15 protein-coding genes are annotated in these 16,420 nt (G+C 68.0%); 3 read left to right on the top strand and 12 right to left on the bottom strand.

All coding sequences use genetic code 11. From position 1 onward, the window contains the following. The first annotated feature begins 1 nt into the window (after nt 1). Nucleotides 2-1,132 (top strand): acyltransferase family protein, encoded by a 1,131-nt coding sequence (locus RS82_RS15595; protein ID WP_045301055.1) that lies wholly within the window; start codon nt 2-4, stop codon nt 1,130-1,132. A 49-nt stretch (nt 1,133-1,181) separates the two neighbouring features. On the opposite strand, the gene RS82_RS15590 is transcribed toward RS82_RS15595, so the two are convergent. From RS82_RS15590 to RS82_RS15565, 6 genes are read right to left on the bottom strand one after another with little or no spacing between them, the layout of a single operon-like run. Beyond that, nucleotides 1,182-2,186, bottom strand: a complete 1,005-nt coding sequence (locus tag RS82_RS15590) for a Gfo/Idh/MocA family protein (protein ID WP_045301053.1) — start codon at nt 2,184-2,186, stop codon at nt 1,182-1,184. After that, nucleotides 2,186-3,283 carry a DegT/DnrJ/EryC1/StrS family aminotransferase gene (locus RS82_RS15585; RefSeq protein ID WP_045301051.1) on the bottom strand — a complete coding sequence of 366 codons (1,098 nt, stop codon included), beginning with the start codon at nt 3,281-3,283 and terminating at the stop codon, nt 2,186-2,188. The genes RS82_RS15590 and RS82_RS15585 overlap by 1 nt, the downstream gene beginning before the upstream one ends. Beyond that, nucleotides 3,280-3,918, bottom strand: a complete 639-nt coding sequence (locus RS82_RS15580) for an acyltransferase (RefSeq protein ID WP_245619631.1) — start codon at nt 3,916-3,918, stop codon at nt 3,280-3,282. Before RS82_RS15580 ends, RS82_RS15585 begins: the two co-directional genes overlap by 4 nt. Further along, entirely contained in the window at nt 3,915-4,946 is a 1,032-nt protein-coding gene (gene gmd, locus RS82_RS15575) for a GDP-mannose 4,6-dehydratase (protein WP_045301047.1), read from the bottom strand. The genes RS82_RS15580 and gmd overlap by 4 nt, the downstream gene beginning before the upstream one ends. A gap of 30 nt (nt 4,947-4,976) precedes the next feature. Then, on the bottom strand, nt 4,977-6,146 hold the full coding sequence (locus RS82_RS15570; protein ID WP_045301044.1) for a DegT/DnrJ/EryC1/StrS family aminotransferase: 1,170 nt from the start codon (nt 6,144-6,146) through the stop codon (nt 4,977-4,979). Further along, nucleotides 6,143-7,090 carry a GDP-L-fucose synthase family protein gene (locus RS82_RS15565; protein WP_045301042.1) on the bottom strand — a complete coding sequence of 316 codons (948 nt, stop codon included), beginning with the start codon at nt 7,088-7,090 and terminating at the stop codon, nt 6,143-6,145. The genes RS82_RS15570 and RS82_RS15565 overlap by 4 nt, the downstream gene beginning before the upstream one ends. A 243-nt stretch (nt 7,091-7,333) precedes the next feature. On the opposite strand from RS82_RS15565, the gene RS82_RS15560 reads away from it, so the two are divergent. Next, nucleotides 7,334-8,608, top strand: a complete 1,275-nt coding sequence (locus tag RS82_RS15560) for an oligosaccharide flippase family protein (protein ID WP_045301039.1) — start codon at nt 7,334-7,336, stop codon at nt 8,606-8,608. Continuing rightward, nucleotides 8,605-9,489 (top strand): alpha-1,2-fucosyltransferase, encoded by an 885-nt coding sequence (locus RS82_RS15555; RefSeq protein ID WP_169748711.1) that lies wholly within the window; start codon nt 8,605-8,607, stop codon nt 9,487-9,489. The genes RS82_RS15560 and RS82_RS15555 overlap by 4 nt, the downstream gene beginning before the upstream one ends. Before the next feature lie 29 nt (nt 9,490-9,518). On the opposite strand, the gene RS82_RS15550 is transcribed toward RS82_RS15555, so the two are convergent. Genes RS82_RS15550 through RS82_RS15525 form a run of 6 tightly spaced genes read right to left on the bottom strand, consistent with a single transcriptional unit; the run spans nt 9,519 to nt 16,206 of the window. Beyond that, a complete protein-coding gene (locus RS82_RS15550) occupies nt 9,519-10,631 on the bottom strand; it encodes a UDP-N-acetylglucosamine 2-epimerase (protein ID WP_045301030.1) in 1,113 nt (370 codons plus the stop codon). Then, nucleotides 10,628-11,722: a glycosyltransferase family 2 protein gene (locus RS82_RS15545; RefSeq protein WP_045301029.1), complete on the bottom strand. Its 1,095-nt coding sequence runs from the start codon at nt 11,720-11,722 to the stop codon at nt 10,628-10,630. Before RS82_RS15545 ends, RS82_RS15550 begins: the two co-directional genes overlap by 4 nt. A 10-nt stretch (nt 11,723-11,732) precedes the next feature. Beyond that, nucleotides 11,733-12,119, bottom strand: coding sequence for a DUF2304 domain-containing protein (locus RS82_RS15540; RefSeq protein WP_045301027.1), 387 nt, complete (start codon nt 12,117-12,119; stop codon nt 11,733-11,735). Then, nucleotides 12,116-12,853 (bottom strand): glycosyltransferase family 2 protein, encoded by a 738-nt coding sequence (locus tag RS82_RS15535; protein ID WP_045301025.1) that lies wholly within the window; start codon nt 12,851-12,853, stop codon nt 12,116-12,118. Before RS82_RS15535 ends, RS82_RS15540 begins: the two co-directional genes overlap by 4 nt. A 53-nt stretch (nt 12,854-12,906) precedes the next feature. Then, on the bottom strand, nt 12,907-14,043 hold the full coding sequence (glf, locus tag RS82_RS15530; RefSeq protein WP_045301023.1) for a UDP-galactopyranose mutase: 1,137 nt from the start codon (nt 14,041-14,043) through the stop codon (nt 12,907-12,909). Nucleotides 14,044-14,076: 33 nt separating this feature from the next. Then, nucleotides 14,077-16,206: an acyltransferase family protein gene (locus RS82_RS15525; protein ID WP_052676869.1), complete on the bottom strand. Its 2,130-nt coding sequence runs from the start codon at nt 16,204-16,206 to the stop codon at nt 14,077-14,079. Nucleotides 16,207-16,420 lie beyond the last annotated feature (214 nt).

Genomic DNA, 16,420 nt, shown 5'->3' with positions numbered 1-16,420 from the left:
AGTGCGAACGCGCGAACTCGACTCGCTCCGCGGCCTCGCCGCGGTCTCCGTGCTCTTCTACCATGTCGTGGCACTCAACTCGCCTGCACTGCAGGACGGCGTGTACCTGAAGGAAGCCGCGAATCCGATCGCGAATCTGCTCATCTTCTCCCCGCTGCACATCGCATGGCTCGGCTTGGAGGCGGTCTGGCTGTTCTTCGTGTTGTCCGCCTTCGTCCTGACGAAAGCAGCGACGCGACCCGACTTCTCGTGGGGTGCCTACTATCCGAGCAGACTCGTTCGCCTGTACGGGCCGGTCTTGGTCGCCATCGCCTTCGCCGCGCTCACATACCTGGTCATCCCGCACGTCGTGGAGCCGGGCGATTCGCCCGTCCTCGCCACGCTGCCCACGTCTTACGCCATCAACGACATCCTGCGGGACGCCACGCTGTTCGGCGGCACGAGCACCGCGGTCGGCGTGCTCTGGTCGCTCCAGTGGGAAGTGATCTTCTCTCTGACCCTGCCGGTGTACGTGCTGATGGTCCGGCGATTCCCCCGGTCGGCGACCGTGATCGCCGTCGCGGGGTGCCTCATCGGCTGGATCTTCACCGATCCTGTCCTGTCGTTCATGCCGCTCTTCTTCTTCGGCGCCCTGCTCGCGCAGTACTGGAACCAGGTGTGCGAGGCATTCGGCTTCCTGGCCACGCGCCGATGGACCGCCCACGTCGCTGGATCCGCGCTCCTCGTCCTGACGGTGCTGGGACTGACGTCCTACTTCACCGTCGGGCCCTGGCTCCAGCAACTCGACCTGTCCGCGCGGGTCATGACACTGCCGCTCGTCGTCGCGGCGATCGTTCTTCTCATCATCATCGGCGTCAACTGGCCGCCGCTGAGCCGATTCCTCACGCTCAGGCCGATGCTGTTCCTGGGAACGATCTCATTCAGCCTCTACCTCGTGCATCGCCCCATCATGATCGCGCTGGCGTTCGTCTTCGGCGTCGGCGCCGTCCCCGCGGTGATCGAGATCGCGGTGAGCATCGCGGTCGCGGTGGGCTTCGCCTTCGCCGTCGAGCGCCCCCTGCATCGCCTGTCTCAGCGCGTGGCCCGGGCCATGCGCACGCTCGATCGCGAGAACTTCGTCACGGCCGCGTGACGTCGCACGCGGGTGCGCAGAGCCCGCGGCACAGCGGCGCCTGCGAGGGTCAGGCGGTCGTGGGCTCGATCAGGACCTGCGCACCGTTCTCGTGCGCCGATGCGAGCATCGCTTCGACGACCTCCAGCACATGCACCGCCTCGTCCATCGTCGACAGCTCCGTATCGGCTCCGTGGACGGCGGCGACGAACGCTTCGAGCTCGGCCCGCAGAGGCTCCTTCTTGGGGAAGGCGAACCGGGTCACGTCGCCCTCGGAGACCCCCCTGAAGACGGACGCGGACTCCCACTCGAGCGCGGCGGTGCCATTGGCGTGGAGGGTCAGGTCACCCGCGGCCGTGTCGGCGATGTAGGTGCCGCGCTCCCCCGTCACCACGGTGAGGCGTTCCTTCATGGGACTCAGCCAGTTGACCAGGTGATTGACGATGACCCCGTTGCCGAGCCGACCCGTCACGGCGATCATGTCCTCGAACGATCGACCGCTCTTGAAGGCGGTGTGAGCCGAGACGCTCCGGTACTCCGATCGCGCGACCCACGAGGTCAGGTCGACATCGTGGGTGCCGAGGTCCTTCGCGACGCCGACGTCGCCGATCCGCGCGGGGAAGGTGCTCTGCCGTCGGGTCGCGATCTGATAGACGGCGCCGATGTCGCCGGCGTCCAGACGGAGGCGCAGCTGCTGCAGGGCGGGGTTGAAGCGCTCCACGTGTCCTACCGCCCCGACCAGTCCGGCAGCGCGGAAGCGGGCGCTCACCTCGCGGCCCAGACCGCTGTCGTCGGCGATCGGCTTCTCGACCAGGGCGTGCACACCCGCGTCGGCGAGGGCGAACGCGGCCGCGGCGTGGAACCGCGTCGGGATCGCGACGACCGCGATGTCGATCCGCTCGCGGATCAGGGCTTCCGTGTCCGCGAGGATCGGCAGGCCGCCCGCGACACGATGCGGGTCGCCGCCCGGATCCGCGACGGCGACGAGGTCGACCCCGTCGAGGTCGCGCAGGATGCGGGCGTGGTGGCGGCCCATCATCCCGACGCCGATGAGGCCGGCACGCAGGTTGGCCATCAGCTTCCCGCCGCTGCCAGCGTGTTGACCGCGTGGACGATCCGGTCGAGGTGATCCTGCGTGAGGGAAGGGTGAACCGGCAGCGAGAGCACCTCGCGCGCCGCCCGCTCCGTCTCCGGCAGTTCGAGGTCCGGGGCGAAGGACGCCAGCGACGGCAGCCGATGGTTGGGAATGGGGTAGTAGACGCCGCTGCCGACGCTGTACTCCTCCTTGAGCGCGCGCACCAGGCCGTCGCGATCCTCGGGTACTCGGATCGTGTACTGGTGATAGACGTGCGTGGCGTCTGCGGCCACGTGTGGCACGACGACTCCGCGCAGGTGCGCGTCGAGGAAGGCGGCGTTCGCGCGCCGCGCGGCCGTCCACGCGTCGACCTTGGTCAGCTGGACGCGGCCGATCGCCGCGTGGATGTCGGTCATCCGCGCGTTGAAACCGATCACCTCGTTCTCGTACTGCCGCTCCATGCCCTGATTGCGCAGCAGGCGCACCTGCCGCGCAGTCTCGGCATCGGCCAGGACGACCATCCCGCCCTCACCGCTCGTCATGTTCTTCGTGGGGTACAGCGAGAACATCGCCATCGCGCCGAAGGTTCCGACCGGACGCTGACCGATGGCGGCGCCGTGGGCCTGCGCCGCGTCCTCGTAGAGTTCGACACCACGGCGCGTCGCAAGAGCCGAGAGCTCTTCCATGCGCGCAGGGTGGCCATACAGATGCACCGGGAGGATGCCCCGGGTCCGGCCTGTGATCGCAGCCTCCACGGCGGCGGGGTCGAGCGTGAACGTCTCGGGCTCGATGTCCGCGAAGACGGGTGTGGCTCCCGTCAGCGCCACGGAGTTCGCCGTCGCAGCGAAAGTGAATGAGGGAACGATCACCTCGTCGCCGGGTCCGACACCGGCCGCCAGCAGCCCGAGGTGGAGGCCGGCGGTCCCCGAGTTCACGGCGACGGTCGGACGACCGTCGACGAAGTGGGCGGAGAACTCCGACTCGAAGGAGGCCACCTCCGGGCCTTGAGCAACCATGCCGCTCAGGAGGACGCGATCGACGGCTGCGCGCTCCTCCTCGCCGATGATCGGTCTTGCTGCGGGGATGAAGTCAGTCACTCGTCCTCCAATGAGAGCACGCCCTCGGTCTCGGTGTAGTGGCGGCCGGTGCGGGGGCAGGTCCATCGGCCGGGCGCGTCCTCGGTGAGCGGCACACCGGCTTCGCCGACCCAGCCGATCCGCCGGGCGGGCACGCCGGCGACCAGTGCGAACGCCGGGACGTCGCGCACCACGACGGCTCCGGCCGCCACGGTGGCCCAGCGTCCGATCGTGACCGGTGCGACGCAGACGGCGCGCGCGCCGATGGAGGCGCCCGTCTCGATCGTCACACCCACGGCCTCCCAGTCGTCGGCCCCCTTGAGCGTTCCGTCGGGTCCGATCGCGCGCGGGTAGGTGTCGTTGGTGAGCACGACCGCCGGGCCGATGAACACGCCGTCCCCGAGGGTCGCCGGCTCGTAGACCAACGCGTAGTTCTGAACCTTGCAGTTGTCGCCCATACGCACGCCCGCGCCCACGTACGCGCCCCTGCCGATGATGCAGTTGCGGCCGAGGTGCGCGCCCTCGCGAAGCTGTGCGAGGTGCCAGATGGAGGAACCGTCGCCGATCACGGCGTCGGCGGCGACGTCGGCGGACTCCGCCACTCGGTACGCGGCGGGCGCATCACCCGCCGCGCGCGCGTTCGGATCCGCGTTCACGCGCGCCATTCCACGGTGTCCAGCGCGTGGCCGCGGCCACTCGCCAGCGCGGCCAGGTCGTGATCGACCATGATCTCCGCCAGACGAGGGGCGGTGACCTCCGGACGCCAGCCCAGGTCCCTTTCGGCCAGTCCGTAGTCGCCGATGAGGGCGTCGACCTCGGTCGGACGCAGGTAGCGCTCGTCGAACCGGACGTACTTCTCCCAGTCCAGACCGACGCGGGAGAACGAGAACTGCAGGAAGTCACGCACGGTGTAGGCCGTGTTGGTGGCCACCACGTAGTCCTGCGGGGTGTCGTGCTGCAGCATCCGCCACATGGCCTCGACGTACTCGGGCGCATAGCCCCAGTCGCGCACGGAGTCGAGATTTCCCATGAAGAGCTCGCTCTGCTCGCCTGCAGCGATCCGCGCGACGGCCCGGGTGATCTTGCGAGTGACGAACGTCTCACCGCGACGCGGCGACTCGTGGTTGAAGAGGATGCCGTTGACCGCGAACAGGTCGAACGCCTCGCGGTAGTTCTTCGTGATCCAGTAGGAGTACACCTTCGCCGCGCCGTAGGGCGATCGAGGGTAGAACGGCGTGGACTCGTTCTGCGGCGGCGGCGTCGCGCCGAACATCTCGGAGCTGCTCGCCTGATAGAAGCGGCAGTCGATGCCGGCGACGCGGACGGCCTCGAGCAGTCGGACGCTGCCGAGTCCGGTGGTGTCGGCGGTGTACTCCGGCTCGTCGAAGCTCACCCGCACGTGCGACTGCGCAGCGAGGTTGTACACCTCGTGCGGCTGAATCGCACTCAGCAGCGTCACCAGCCGAGACCCGTCGGTGAGGTCGCCGTAGTGCAGGGTGAGGCGGTGACCGGGGCTGTGCGGATCTTCGAACAGGTGGTCGATGCGAACGGTGTTGAAAGTGGAGGCCCGGCGGATGAGGCCGTGCACCTCGTAGCCCTTCGAGAGGAGGAGCTCTGCAAGGTAGCTGCCGTCCTGGCCGGTGATCCCGGTGATGAGCGCGCGTCGGGGAGCCGTATCGGTCATGCGGAGGTATGCCCTATCTGTCTCTCGGCGTCAGACGCCGTCGATCGCTGTGGCGAGCAGTTCGAGCTCGCCCGGGATCGGGTAGTGATGGTTGCCGACGAAGAGCCCGTCGACATGGATGCGGTCGGCCGCGGGAAGCGACTCGGGCACCTCTGCCCGCAGGTGACCCATCACGGGGTTGCGAGCGAAGTTGCCGGCGACGATCGGACGCGACTCGATGCCCGCTTCGCCGAGGGCCTTGACGACATCCGCGCGACGACCGGAAAGACGTCCTTCGAGGATGAACGAGAAGCCGAACCAGCTGCTCGCGCCGTTCTCACGCTGGATCCGGACGTCGGAGCGGCCACCGAAGATCTCGACGAACCGCGCCGCGTTGGCACGACGACCGGCGACGAGCTCCGGCAGCTTCGCGAGCTGGTGCCGGCCCAGGGCGCCGGACATCTCCAGCGGTCGCACGTTGTATCCGGGGAGGACGAACCGGAAGAGGTCGTCGAAGAGATCCCCGGTCTTGGGGTGGATGAGGTTCTCCGCAGGCAGTTCCCGCGTCCATCCGTGTGCCCGGAGCGAGACCGCCGCCTGGTAGGTGTACTCGTCGTCGGTCGTGACGAGCCCGCCCTCCATGGTGGAGATGTGGTGAGAGAAGAACGAGCTGTAGGTGCCGGCGAGGCCGAAGGTGCCGGCGCTGCGCCCGTCGAGCGTCGCTCCGAGGGACTCGCAGTTGTCCTCCAGCAGGATCAGCCCGTTGTCGGAGGCGAGGTCGGACAGTCTCACCAGGTCCGCGGGATTGCCCAGCAGGTTGACGGCGAGAATCGCCTTCGTCTTGGGAGTGATCGCCGCAGCGACCAGCTCAGGATCCATGTTCAGCGTGTCGAGGTCGACGTCGACGAATCGCAGCGTGAGCCCGAGCTGATGCACGGGATAGTACGTCGTCGCCCAGGAGACGGCGGGGACGATGACCTCGTCGCCCGGGTTCAGGTCCACGCCCGGGTTGACGACCGCCGCCGCGAGCGCGATGAGGTTCGCGCTGCTGCCGGAGTTGACCATGACGGCGTGCTTCGCCCCGAGCGCGGCGGCGAACTCCTCCTCGAAGGCCCGCACCTGCGGTCCCATCGTGAAGCGACCGCTCGCGATGACGTCCTGCAGCGCCCCGTACTCGGCGTCGTCCCACGTGGTCGTGGCCAGCGGGTAACGGATACTCACGTCAGTGAACCTTCCTTTGCAGTCTCCAGCGTTCGCAGGTAGGCCTCGTAGGACCGCCGCATGCCTTCGCGAAGCGTCGTCGACGCAGCCCAGCCGAAATCTGCGGCCAGCGATGAATCCATGAGCTTCTGCCTCATGCCGGCAGGCTTGGTGGGATCGGTGACGAGGTCGCACTCGTAGCCGACCACGGCGAGCGCCGCTTCGTAGTAGTCGAGAACGCTGTGGTCGTCGCCCTGACCGACGTTCATGAGCGTCGGCCACTCGTGCATGCTGTCGAGGTGCCCGACGATCCAGTCGGCGAGGTCGCCGACATAGGTGAACTCGCGGCGCGCGGTCCCGTCGCCCCACACGTCGATCGCTGCGGCGCGCTCCTCCTTGGCGCGATGCGCCTTCGCGATCGTCGCGGCGACGAGGTGACCGCGGTCGAGGGAGAAGTCGTCGTTCGGGCCGTAGAGGTTCGAGGGGATGATCACGCGGTAGTCGTGTCCGAACTGCTGCGCGACGTACTCGCAGAATCTCGCCGATGCGATCTTCGAGAGTGCGTAGCCCTCGTTGGTCGGCTCCAAGGGGGCGGCGAGCACGTCTGTCTCGACGAGCGGCTGGCGGTAGTCCTTCGGATACATGCATGAGCTGCCGAAGTAGAGGAATCGCGTGACGCCGGCGTCCAGCGAGGCCGACAGCAGGTTCGTATCGATCCGGAGGTTGTCCATCAAGAAGCCCGCCGGGTCGGCGACGTTCGCGGCGATGCCTCCGACTTTCGCGGCAGCGTGGATGACGAGATCGGGCTGCCGGTCGGCGATGAGCTCGCGGACCGCCGTCTGGTCGCGCAGATCGGCATCAGCGCGGGTGACCGGAACGAGCTCGTCGTTTCGGCCGCTCGCTTCCCACGCCTGCCCGATCGCTCTGGCGAGCATGCCGTTGCCGCCGGTCAGAAGTACACGCATCAGCTTCCCTACTCGATCCTGGCGCGACAGAACACCTCGCAACGAGAGTCGAGCCGCGTCCGAGTGTAGTTGATGCATGTCGCCGCTGCCGCGCGCGGGGGACGCAGGCGGGTTGATAGTCTGGCATGTCGGGCCCCCGCTTCGTGCGTCCCGGACGGGAGCACGATCGGGTCGCGATCCCCCGTCGGCACCACTCGCCCGCGGCGCGTGTCGACGCGCAAACCCCACACGAAACGAGGGCACATGAGCCGCGCCAACCGCGAGCTGCGTGGACACATCCGCTCCCACGCCCGCGGCCTCTCCGCGGTGGCGATGGCCAGCGTGCTCGGGGTCATCGCCGCGTTCGTCTTCCAGATCGTCAGTGCCCGATACCTCGCACCCGCAGAGTTCGGCCTGCTCGCCGCCTTCCTCAACATCATCAGCGTCGCCGCTGTGGGCAGTTCCTCGCTGCAGAACATCGTCACGGTGCAGACCGCGGCCGCGCTCGGCGCCGCGCCGGCGCAGCCTGCCGATCCGGATCGGCCGTCCCGAGGACGCAAGGTTCCGTGGGAGGCGATCATCATGGGCGGGGTCGGCGGCGCCGCGCTCGCGGCGCTCTCGCCCCTGATCGCCGGTGCGCTCGACACGACTGCGGTGGTCGTGCTCGCGGCCGCAGCGTGCATCCCGCTCAGCTTCATCTTCGCCGACGCCCTGGGGCTGCTCCAGGGTTCCGGCGATGTCGCACGAGCGGTGTGGTGGTCGACGATCTCCCTGGTCAGCCGCATCCTCCTGCTCGTCCTGGCGATCGCGCTCGGGTTCGGAATCGGCGGTGTCATCGGTTCGGTGGTCGTCGCCACCGGCCTGTCGGTCGTCGGCGCGGTCTGGTCGGCGCGGCGGGTCGCGCGCCCCTCGGGCGGCGCCTTCACCGTCGACGGTCTGACGATCGTCCTGCTGACGGTCGCCTTCGCCTGGCTCACCGCGTCGGACGTGATCTTCCTGAGAGCGGGAGCCGAGGAGTCCGTCGCCGGCTCCTACGCCGCCGTCGCCGTGCTGGTGAAGGCGGGCTTCCTCGTCCCGTCGACACTGTCGCTCTACCTCCTTCCGCGGTTCGTGCGCGCTCGCGACAATCCCCGGCTCGCACGGATCGGGGTCCTGGCCACCCTCGGCCTGTCGATCGCGACGAGCCTGGCCATGGTGCTGCTGTTCCTGATCGCCGGGCCGTGGATCATCCACCTGCTCTACGGGACGGCCTACGCCGGCGCCTCCGCCCTGCTCGTGCCCGTCGCCCTGGCGTATACGCCATGGATGGCGGCGCAGGGGATGCTCATCAAGATGACCTCGACCGCTTCGAGAGGAGCTGCGGCCGTCCTGATCGGCGCCGTCCTCGTGCAGTGGGTCGCGTTCCAACTCGTCGTCCCGGACATCACCGCCATGCTCGGCTGGTTCGCCGGAATCGGTGTCGTCACTCTCGGCGCCTTCCTGCTCCTGGACGGAATCCGATCGCGGCGTCTGGCCGCAGCAGAAGGGATGACCTCATGACAGTTCGCGACGGAGTGTGCGCCTACGTGATGGGCGGGCTCGGAAACCAGCTCTTCATCCTTGCGGCCGCGTGGGAGCAGTCCCGCCGCCTGAACGTGCCGCTGTATCTCGACAGGTCCCACTTCGCCGTCGGCGGCACCTTCGCGTACGGACTCGATGCCGTGCCGAACCCGGGCCACGTCCTCTCCCCCACCGAAAGCCCGTGGCGCTCCGTCCGCATCAACCGCGAGCGGGTCCTCCCGCTTCCGCGGCGCCCGTGGGGCCGCGTCTACCTCGAACGCGACGGCGACACCTACTCGCCGGCGATCAACGGCATCCGCCCCGGAACGACGCTCGTCGGCTACTTCCAGTCGCCGCGGTACTTCCCCACGGTCCGTGACGAGCTCGCCTCGGCCATGCTGAAGACCGAGGAGACCGCGGAGGAGACGGCACGCATCGAGTCCATGCTCGCCGCACCGGCGATCACCCTGCATCTGCGCCGCGGCGATTATCTCGCCGTCTCGGCCGACCGCCAGTTCATCGCGTCGGTCGACTATGCGGTCAGGGGCGTGCGCCACCTCCGGTCGATGGGGCTCGATCACCCCGTGCGGGTGTTCTCAGACTCCGTCGACCTCGTCAAGGATGAGCTTCGGGGCGTGGAGGGCGACTTCGAGTTCGTCGAGGACGATGGCGTGCTCGGCACCTGGGCGACGCTCAAGGCCATGTCTGCCGGCACCGCGATGATCATGAGCAACTCGAGCTTCAGCTGGTGGGGCGCCGAACTCATGCGGGGCCGGCTCGGACCGGGCGTTCCGGTGATCGCCCCTCGTCCATGGACTCAGACGGGCACGGCCAAGGCTGACCTGCTCGAGCCCGCGTGGGTCACTCTGGACGCCAGATGACGGCCGAAGGCGCCGACTGACGACGAGCGTCACTCGGCGCCTTCGGGTACCGCTCCTCCGGCGACGGGGACCGCAAGGCCGCGCTCGAAGAGATCGGCGACGATGATGTCGGACGGAGAGTCTCCGGCGTCGACGTCGTTGCGCCGGTACGTCTCGTAGGACGTCAGGAATTCGCGGACGACGTCCTGATCCCACCCCGACAGCACGGCGCTGGCACCGAAGCCCTCGCGTCCTTCGGTGACGACTCGATGGATCAGGGTCGGCACGCCGAGAGCCGCCGACTCCTGCTGGATCCCGCCGGAGTCGGTGACGATGAACCGCGCGGACTTCATCAGCGCCACGAACTGGCCATGCTCGAGCTTGGTCATGATCGAGAAGTTCGTCAGTCCCAGCTCGTCGATCGTCTGCTCGATCGCACCGCGCGAGTACTGGTCGACGATGAGGCGAAGCGGGATGGGTGTCCCTGCGTCGAGCGTCTGAAGCGTCTCGCGTACGAGTGCGGGATTCGAGATGAACTCGTAGCGATGCAGCAGGACCAGTCCGAACGGGTCGTCCGCAGGCAGCTCGTCGACTGCCGCAGCTGCGTCGCGCACGGCATCCTTCGCCGTGTTGCCCTGGGTCACCACCACGTTCGGCCGGCCGGCGAGGTTGTCGGCAGCCTCCTGCGAGGGGACGTAGTGGATGTCGGCGAATCTACCGACGATCCTGCGATCGAGCTCCTCCGGAAAGGGGTGGCGCCAGTTGCCGGATCGCAGTCCCGCTTCGACGTGCGCGACCGGCACGCGAAGTCGACGCCCGATGAAGGTTCCCAGAACTGTCGTCATCGTGTCGCCGTGGACGACGACGACCGACCCCTGCGGAAGCTCTCGCCGAAGAGAGCGCATGTTGCGCGCCGCCCAGACGACGACGTCGAACGCCCACCCGACCATCTGCAAGGGGGACTTGAGCGGCTTGCCGCGCCAGCCGTTCGCGATCACGCGGTCCGGCGGGGTGAGACCGAGCTCCGGAATGGCCTTGCGGAGCGCATCGGTGTGCTGCTGGGTGATCCAGTGCTGATAGGGCACCCCGGCCGCTTCGAGGCGACGTGCGACAGGAGCGATCTTGATGGCCTCGGCCGTGGTCCCGTAGATGAAGACGATCATCGGCGCTCCGTTCTCGGCGCGATGGCCCCGGTCGACTGTCGAGAGCGCACGAACGACTCCCGGTGGATGAAGATTCCCCGGACCAGACCGAGCCAGAACGGGAAGACGAACAGCGGAAGGCCCACGACGAAGGCGAGAATCGCTCGCCCGCGGCACCTGTTGAAAGCGGCGATCACCGCAGGAAGCAGCGCCAGTGCCACGACCGCGATGCAGATGGCCCACGCGATCGCGGGGCTTCCGACGACGAACAGCACGACCACGAGCGCGATCAGCAGGATCGGCGCCAGGGCGAGCGCGATGAGGATGACCGATCGCGCCAAGGTGGTCCCCGCATAGCTGTCGACGAAGAGCGTGCCGCGGTCGAGCGTATGGGCGAGGAAGCCGCGAAGCGTGGTCCGCGGGCGGTATGTGGCGCTGAAGCCCGGATCGAGGCGGATCCCCTCCAGCTGCGCGATCCGGCGCAGCACCTTGGTGTCGTCGGAGACGAGCTTCGTATCGCCGTCGGGCCATGCGAACTCGAACGCATCGATCAAGACATCCTTGCGAGCCAGGAACATCGTCGTTCCCTTCGGGGCCTCGTCGAAGTTGTCGCCCGTCAGATCGAGCACTCGGGGCGATCGCAGATACCGCCCCCAGAAGACATGTGTCGGCACCTCCCAGAAGAGCCCGACGAGAGGTGCGGCCGGGTCTGTGACGACCACGGCATTCCAAGCCGTCCGCGACGGCTCGGCGGCGACACCGGCGAGCACGTGTCGAAGAGCTCCTCGGTGGACCAGCACACGAGAGTCGAGCAGCAGTACGAGGTCCGCGGCGGCCGCCTGTATGCCCGCCCACCGCGCGAGGAATCGTCCTCGGTTCGGCTGCGTCATGACCCGAAGGTCTCCTGGGAAGGATGCCGCAGCCTGCGTGACCGCAGCGGGTGTGTCGTCCGTCGAACCGTCGTCGACGACGATCACCTCGGTGGCGACGTCGGCATCGCGGACCGCGTCGGCCAGCGCCGAGAGGGTCGACGGGAGCCATTGCGCGGAGTTGTAGGACGGGATGACGACGCTGAGCCGCGGCGCTCTCGCCCCTGGCTGCGGGGAACTCATCCGACGGGCCTCAACCTTCTGCCCGCTCTTCGTCGGCTGCTTCTGAAGCGGCGCGCTCGAGTTCGAGGACACGGAGCTCGAGCAGGGCTGTGCGTTCGGCGAGCACGCGCGTCTCGGCTTCGAGGTCGGTGAGTTCGGCGCTGTGCTGGATGCAGACCAGGACCAGGATGGCGATGCTCACGAAGAAGACGAGATTCGTGGGCAGCACGACTCCGGCGATCGAGGTCGCCCACACCAGCAGATCGGGGAAGATCCCGACGATGAGCGCGAGTCCCGATGCGAGCAGCCACCACACCGCGTGCCGCTCGCGCATGCGGCGGCGCCGCAGCAACTCGATCACGACGATCAGTGTGATGATCGCCGCGGCGATTCCGAGAATGTAGCTGGTCGGCGTCATGTCGCGACTCCGCGCTCGGTCATGGATGGGGCGGGCCGCAGGTACGCGAAGCCGAGTGCGAGGAAGGCGCGCATCAAGTAGATCGCGGCTTTGAAAGGGTTGTGCGAGGGCCGGCCGCCGGCGCGAACCCTCATCGCCACGGGAACCTGACGGATCCGGCATCCCGCACGTGCGGCGATCACCAGCGCTTCGATGGTGTCGCCCAGGTACTCGGCGGGGTAGTTGTCGGCGAACAGCGCGACCGCGCGAGGACCACACGCCTTGAACCCCGAGGTGGTGTCCGTCAGTGGGGTCTTCGCCGTCCGGCTGAGCACGCCGGCGATCATCCGCATGGCGAGCCGTCGCACGCCGTGGGCGCGATACTCCCCGACTCCGGCGAAACGCGCGCCGATCACGATGTCCGCCTCGTCGAGCTCGGCGAGGAGCCGAGGGACGGCTGCCGGATCGTGCTGGCCGTCCGAGTCGATCTGCACCACCGTGTCGTACCCGTTCTCGACCGCGAACCGGTACCCGAGACGCATCGCGCCGCCGACGCCGAGGTTGAACGGAAGGCGCAGCACATCGGCTCCGGCCGACTCGGCGGCGGCGATCGTCGCGTCCTTCGACCCGTCGTCGACCACCACCACCCGCACGTCTGGGAGAGTCGACTGCACCTCCCTGACGACGTCTCCGATCGCCTCTTCCTCGTTGAACGCCGGCATCACGATGAGCACACGCGAGGGTGAAGACGACATGGATTCGATTCTAGCCAGGGGCCCGGGCCGCACCTGCGGCAGGTCAGCCCCGCTCACGCGAGCTGGTTGTTCCACATCGACAGCGCGGCGCCGATCGCCATGTGCATGTCGAGGTACTGATAGGTGCCCAGGCGTCCACCGAAGAGGACGTCCTTCTCCCCGCCGGCGAGCTCGCGATAGGCGAGCAGACCCGCACGATCCTCGGGGGTGTTCACGGGATAGTACGGCTCGTCCTCACGCGTGGCGAACCGTGAGAACTCCCGCATGATCACCGTCTTGTCGGTGGGGTAGCGATCGGCGCGCTCGGGGTGGAAGTGCTTGAACTCGTGGATGCGGGTGTACGGGACATCCGCGTCCGCGTAGTTCATCACCGACGTTCCCTGGTAGTCCCCGACCTGCAGCACCTCCTGCTCGAAGTCCAGGGTGCGCCATGACAGCGCGCCCTCGACATAGTCGAAGTAGCGGTCGACCGGACCGGTGTAGACGATCGGCAGCTGGCCCACCGTGGCGCGCTTGTTGAGCGGCTGCGATTCGTCGAAGAAGTCGGTGTCGAGCTTGACGTCGATGTTGGGGTGATCCGCCATGCGCTCGAGCCAGGCGGTGTAGCCCTGGGTGGGCAGGCCTTCCCACGTGTCATTGAAATAGCGGTTGTCGTAGTTGTAGCGCACAGGCAGGCGACTGATCACCTCGGCCGGCAGGTCCTTCGGGTCCGTCTGCCACTGCTTGCCGGTGTAGTCGCGGATGAACGCCTCGTAGAGGGGACGGCCGATGAGGGCGATGCCCTTCTCCTCGAGGTTCGCGGCATCCTTCGAGTCGAACTCCCCGGCCAGTTCATGCACGAGTGCGCGGGCCTCGGCGGGTGAGTACGCAGCCTGGAAGAACTGGTTGATCGTGCCGAGGTTGATGGGGAGCGGGTAGACCACGTTCTTGTGGTTCGTGTACACGCGGTGCACGTAGTTCGTGAACGTGGTGAAGCGGTTGACGTACTCCCACACCGACGGATTGGAGGTGTGGAACAGGTGCGCGCCGTAGCGGTGCACCTCGATGCCGGTGGTCGGCTCGTCCTCGCTGTAGGCGTTGCCGCCGATGTGATGACGGCGGTCGATCACCGTGACCTTGCGACCCGACGCCGCGGCCCTCTCGGCGATGGTGAGTCCGAAGAATCCGGAGCCGACGATGAGAATGTCCATATTCGATGCTTTCGTTCGTTCGCGACCGGGGTTTCAGCCCTCGGCCACCGCCAATTCCTCGGTCACGATGCGTTCGAGCTGCGGGGCGAGCATCCGCACGTACCTGAGGTTCAAATGGTCCGCGTCGTAGTAGACCGGTTCGCCGCCGACCACCGCGTAACAGAGCGCGTCGTCGCAGAAGCTGGAGGTGAAGTCGGCGACCATGACGTCGGAGCTGTCGAAGCGCTCTCCTGCGAGGACGAGCGGATCCGCGGGCTGCGCCTGGGCGCGTGGGCGCGCGCAGTCGACGGGGTTCGTCGGGTTGAGCGCGACGCAGTCCGGGCTGCGCACCTCACCGTTCAGGGGCGGGTCGGCGATCGCCACCACGCGAGTGCCGGCGTCCGTCCATCGCTGCCAATCACGCGCCAGTCCGTCGACGAACTGATCGACGGGCGGCCGACCGGATCCGTCTTCGACGAGCTGCAGGCGCGATGCCATCGACGTCACCACGAGAGCCGGCCGATCGTCGGCGATACGCCGACTGACCTCGCGGCTCCACGCCCGACAGTCGGAGACCTCCGCCTGTCCCGCCGGCGTGCGGAAGCCGACGAAAGCCACGTCAGCCGCAGGACACCCGCCGAACAGGCTGATCGTCACTCGCCAGCCCTGCGCACGTGCGATCTCGAAGATCGCCCCCTGCCACTGCTCGGCATGCGAGTCGCCCACGACCCACACGTCGCTCGCGCCGTCCCGGTGATCGCTGAAGTCGCACACCCTCGTGGTGGTGCGGCCGCCGAATGTCATGTCGGGCGCGGCTGTGCACTCCTCGGGCGACATGAACGGCGAGTTCCGAGCGCTCATCACCGTCGTCTCCGGCGGACCGAACGCATCCGGGCACGACGCGACGTGCTCGAGCGCGGCAGGGCCGGCGCACGGACCCGTGGGCAGCGGACCGAACTGAGAATCGGCCGCAGTGCGCACGGTGGAGCCCGCCCAGAGTCCCCCCGCGACGACGAGGACCACCAGCATCCCGGCGCCCATCCCCACCAGCGACCGACGCACAGAGCTCGCCCATACCGGCGCCTTGATGCCCGGATCCTCGACGAGCCTCTTCGTGAGCGCGGCGAGAGCGACTGCGCAGGCGAGGACGCCGATCTTGGCGACCGTCGTGAGCTCCGCGCGAAGGGCGAACGGCGCGATGACGATGAGCGGCCAGTGCCAGAGGTAGAGCGAGTACGAGATGTTGCCGACCCATTGCACCGGGACGCTCGACGTGACAGGTGAATGCCACGTCGGGCCGGGCCGTGTTCCGGCCACGATGATCGCCGCGGTGCCCAGGACCGGCAGGAGCGCGGCGGAGCCCGGGAACGGCGTGCTCGGGCCGAACCATACGGCTGCGAGTGCGATCGCGGCGAATCCTCCCGCGCTGAGCGTCGCCGCGCCGAAGCGACCCGGCATCAGGCGCGGCGCAGCGAGAGCGATCAGACCGCCGACGGCGAACTCCCACGCCCGGGTGAAGGTCGCGAAGTAGGCCTGCTGCGGCGCCGTCATCGTGAAGATGACGCTCGCTGCGAACGACAGCACGCCCACGACACCGAGCACGCTGACGGCGCGCGCCCGCGGGCCACGCCAGTCGCCGCGCAGCCGAGCCAGCAGCCAGATCCCGCCGAGGAGGACGAGCGGCCACGCGAGGTAGAACTGCTCCTCGACGGACAGCGACCAATAGTGCTGCGCGACGCTGGCCGCGTCGTTGAGCGCCGAGTAGTTGACGGAGAGGCCCGCGAGCAGCCAGTTCTCGACGTAGAGCACGCTCGCACCGAGTTCGGCGGCATTGCGCTCCCACTGCGGATACGGCAGGAAGACCGCCACGAGGATCCCCGACACCGCAAGCACCAGGACAGCGGCCGGAAGGAGGCGCCGGATACGTCGCGCATAGAAGCGCCCGAGCCTGATCCGTCCATTCGACGTGAACTCGCCGAAGAGATGGCCCGTGATGAGGAAGCCCGAGATCACGAAGAAGACGTCGACGCCCACATAGCCACCGGTCAGCCGCGTGGGCCAGAGGTGATTGACCACGACGAGCCCGATGGCCAGGGCGCGAAGCGCCTGGATGTCGGGACGGAATCGCTGCGTCCGGTCTGGTCGCCGACTCTGCGCCGTGGAGAGGGAGGTGGGTGCAGTCATGTGGGAGCGAGGGGTGGTGCATCGAGGCGACGACGTGCTCGACGCAGGTGCGTCGGCTGACGGGAGGGCGCAGACAAGCATACGTGAGGGTCACCTGCGATCCGTCTGGGCGCCCGGGGTTCACGGATATCGGGCTGATACGATCGCTGCGACTTTGCCCCTTGCGCCCCGAGGACTCCCCCAGATGACTGCTACGTGCCAACCGCTCCTCCAG

The organism is Microbacterium trichothecenolyticum (genome assembly GCF_000956465.1).
Classification (GTDB): Bacteria; Actinomycetota; Actinomycetes; order Actinomycetales; family Microbacteriaceae; genus Microbacterium; species Microbacterium trichothecenolyticum.
Note: the sequence above shows the minus strand (reverse complement) of the source record. Positions and strands in the feature narration are given on the sequence as shown.

Excerpts from the sequence above, each read along its gene's own strand:
- RS82_RS15590 (WP_045301053.1), bottom strand. The coding sequence starts at position 2,186 with ATGGCCAACCTGCGTGCCGGCCTCATCGGCGTCGGGATGATGGGCCGC.
- RS82_RS15540 (WP_045301027.1), bottom strand. The coding sequence starts at position 12,119 with ATGACGCCGACCAGCTACATTCTCGGAATCGCCGCGGCGATCATCACA.
- RS82_RS15525 (WP_052676869.1), bottom strand. The coding sequence starts at position 16,206 with ATGACTGCACCCACCTCCCTCTCCACGGCGCAGAGTCGGCGACCAGAC.
- RS82_RS15555 (WP_169748711.1), top strand. The coding sequence starts at position 8,605 with ATGACAGTTCGCGACGGAGTGTGCGCCTACGTGATGGGCGGGCTCGGA.
- RS82_RS15550 (WP_045301030.1), bottom strand. The coding sequence starts at position 10,631 with ATGATCGTCTTCATCTACGGGACCACGGCCGAGGCCATCAAGATCGCT.
- RS82_RS15545 (WP_045301029.1), bottom strand. The coding sequence starts at position 11,722 with ATGAGTTCCCCGCAGCCAGGGGCGAGAGCGCCGCGGCTCAGCGTCGTC.
- RS82_RS15560 (WP_045301039.1), top strand. The coding sequence starts at position 7,334 with ATGAGCCGCGCCAACCGCGAGCTGCGTGGACACATCCGCTCCCACGCC.
- gmd (WP_045301047.1), bottom strand. The coding sequence starts at position 4,946 with ATGACCGATACGGCTCCCCGACGCGCGCTCATCACCGGGATCACCGGC.
- glf (WP_045301023.1), bottom strand. The coding sequence starts at position 14,043 with ATGGACATTCTCATCGTCGGCTCCGGATTCTTCGGACTCACCATCGCC.
- RS82_RS15565 (WP_045301042.1), bottom strand. The coding sequence starts at position 7,090 with ATGCGTGTACTTCTGACCGGCGGCAACGGCATGCTCGCCAGAGCGATC.
- RS82_RS15535 (WP_045301025.1), bottom strand. The coding sequence starts at position 12,853 with ATGTCGTCTTCACCCTCGCGTGTGCTCATCGTGATGCCGGCGTTCAAC.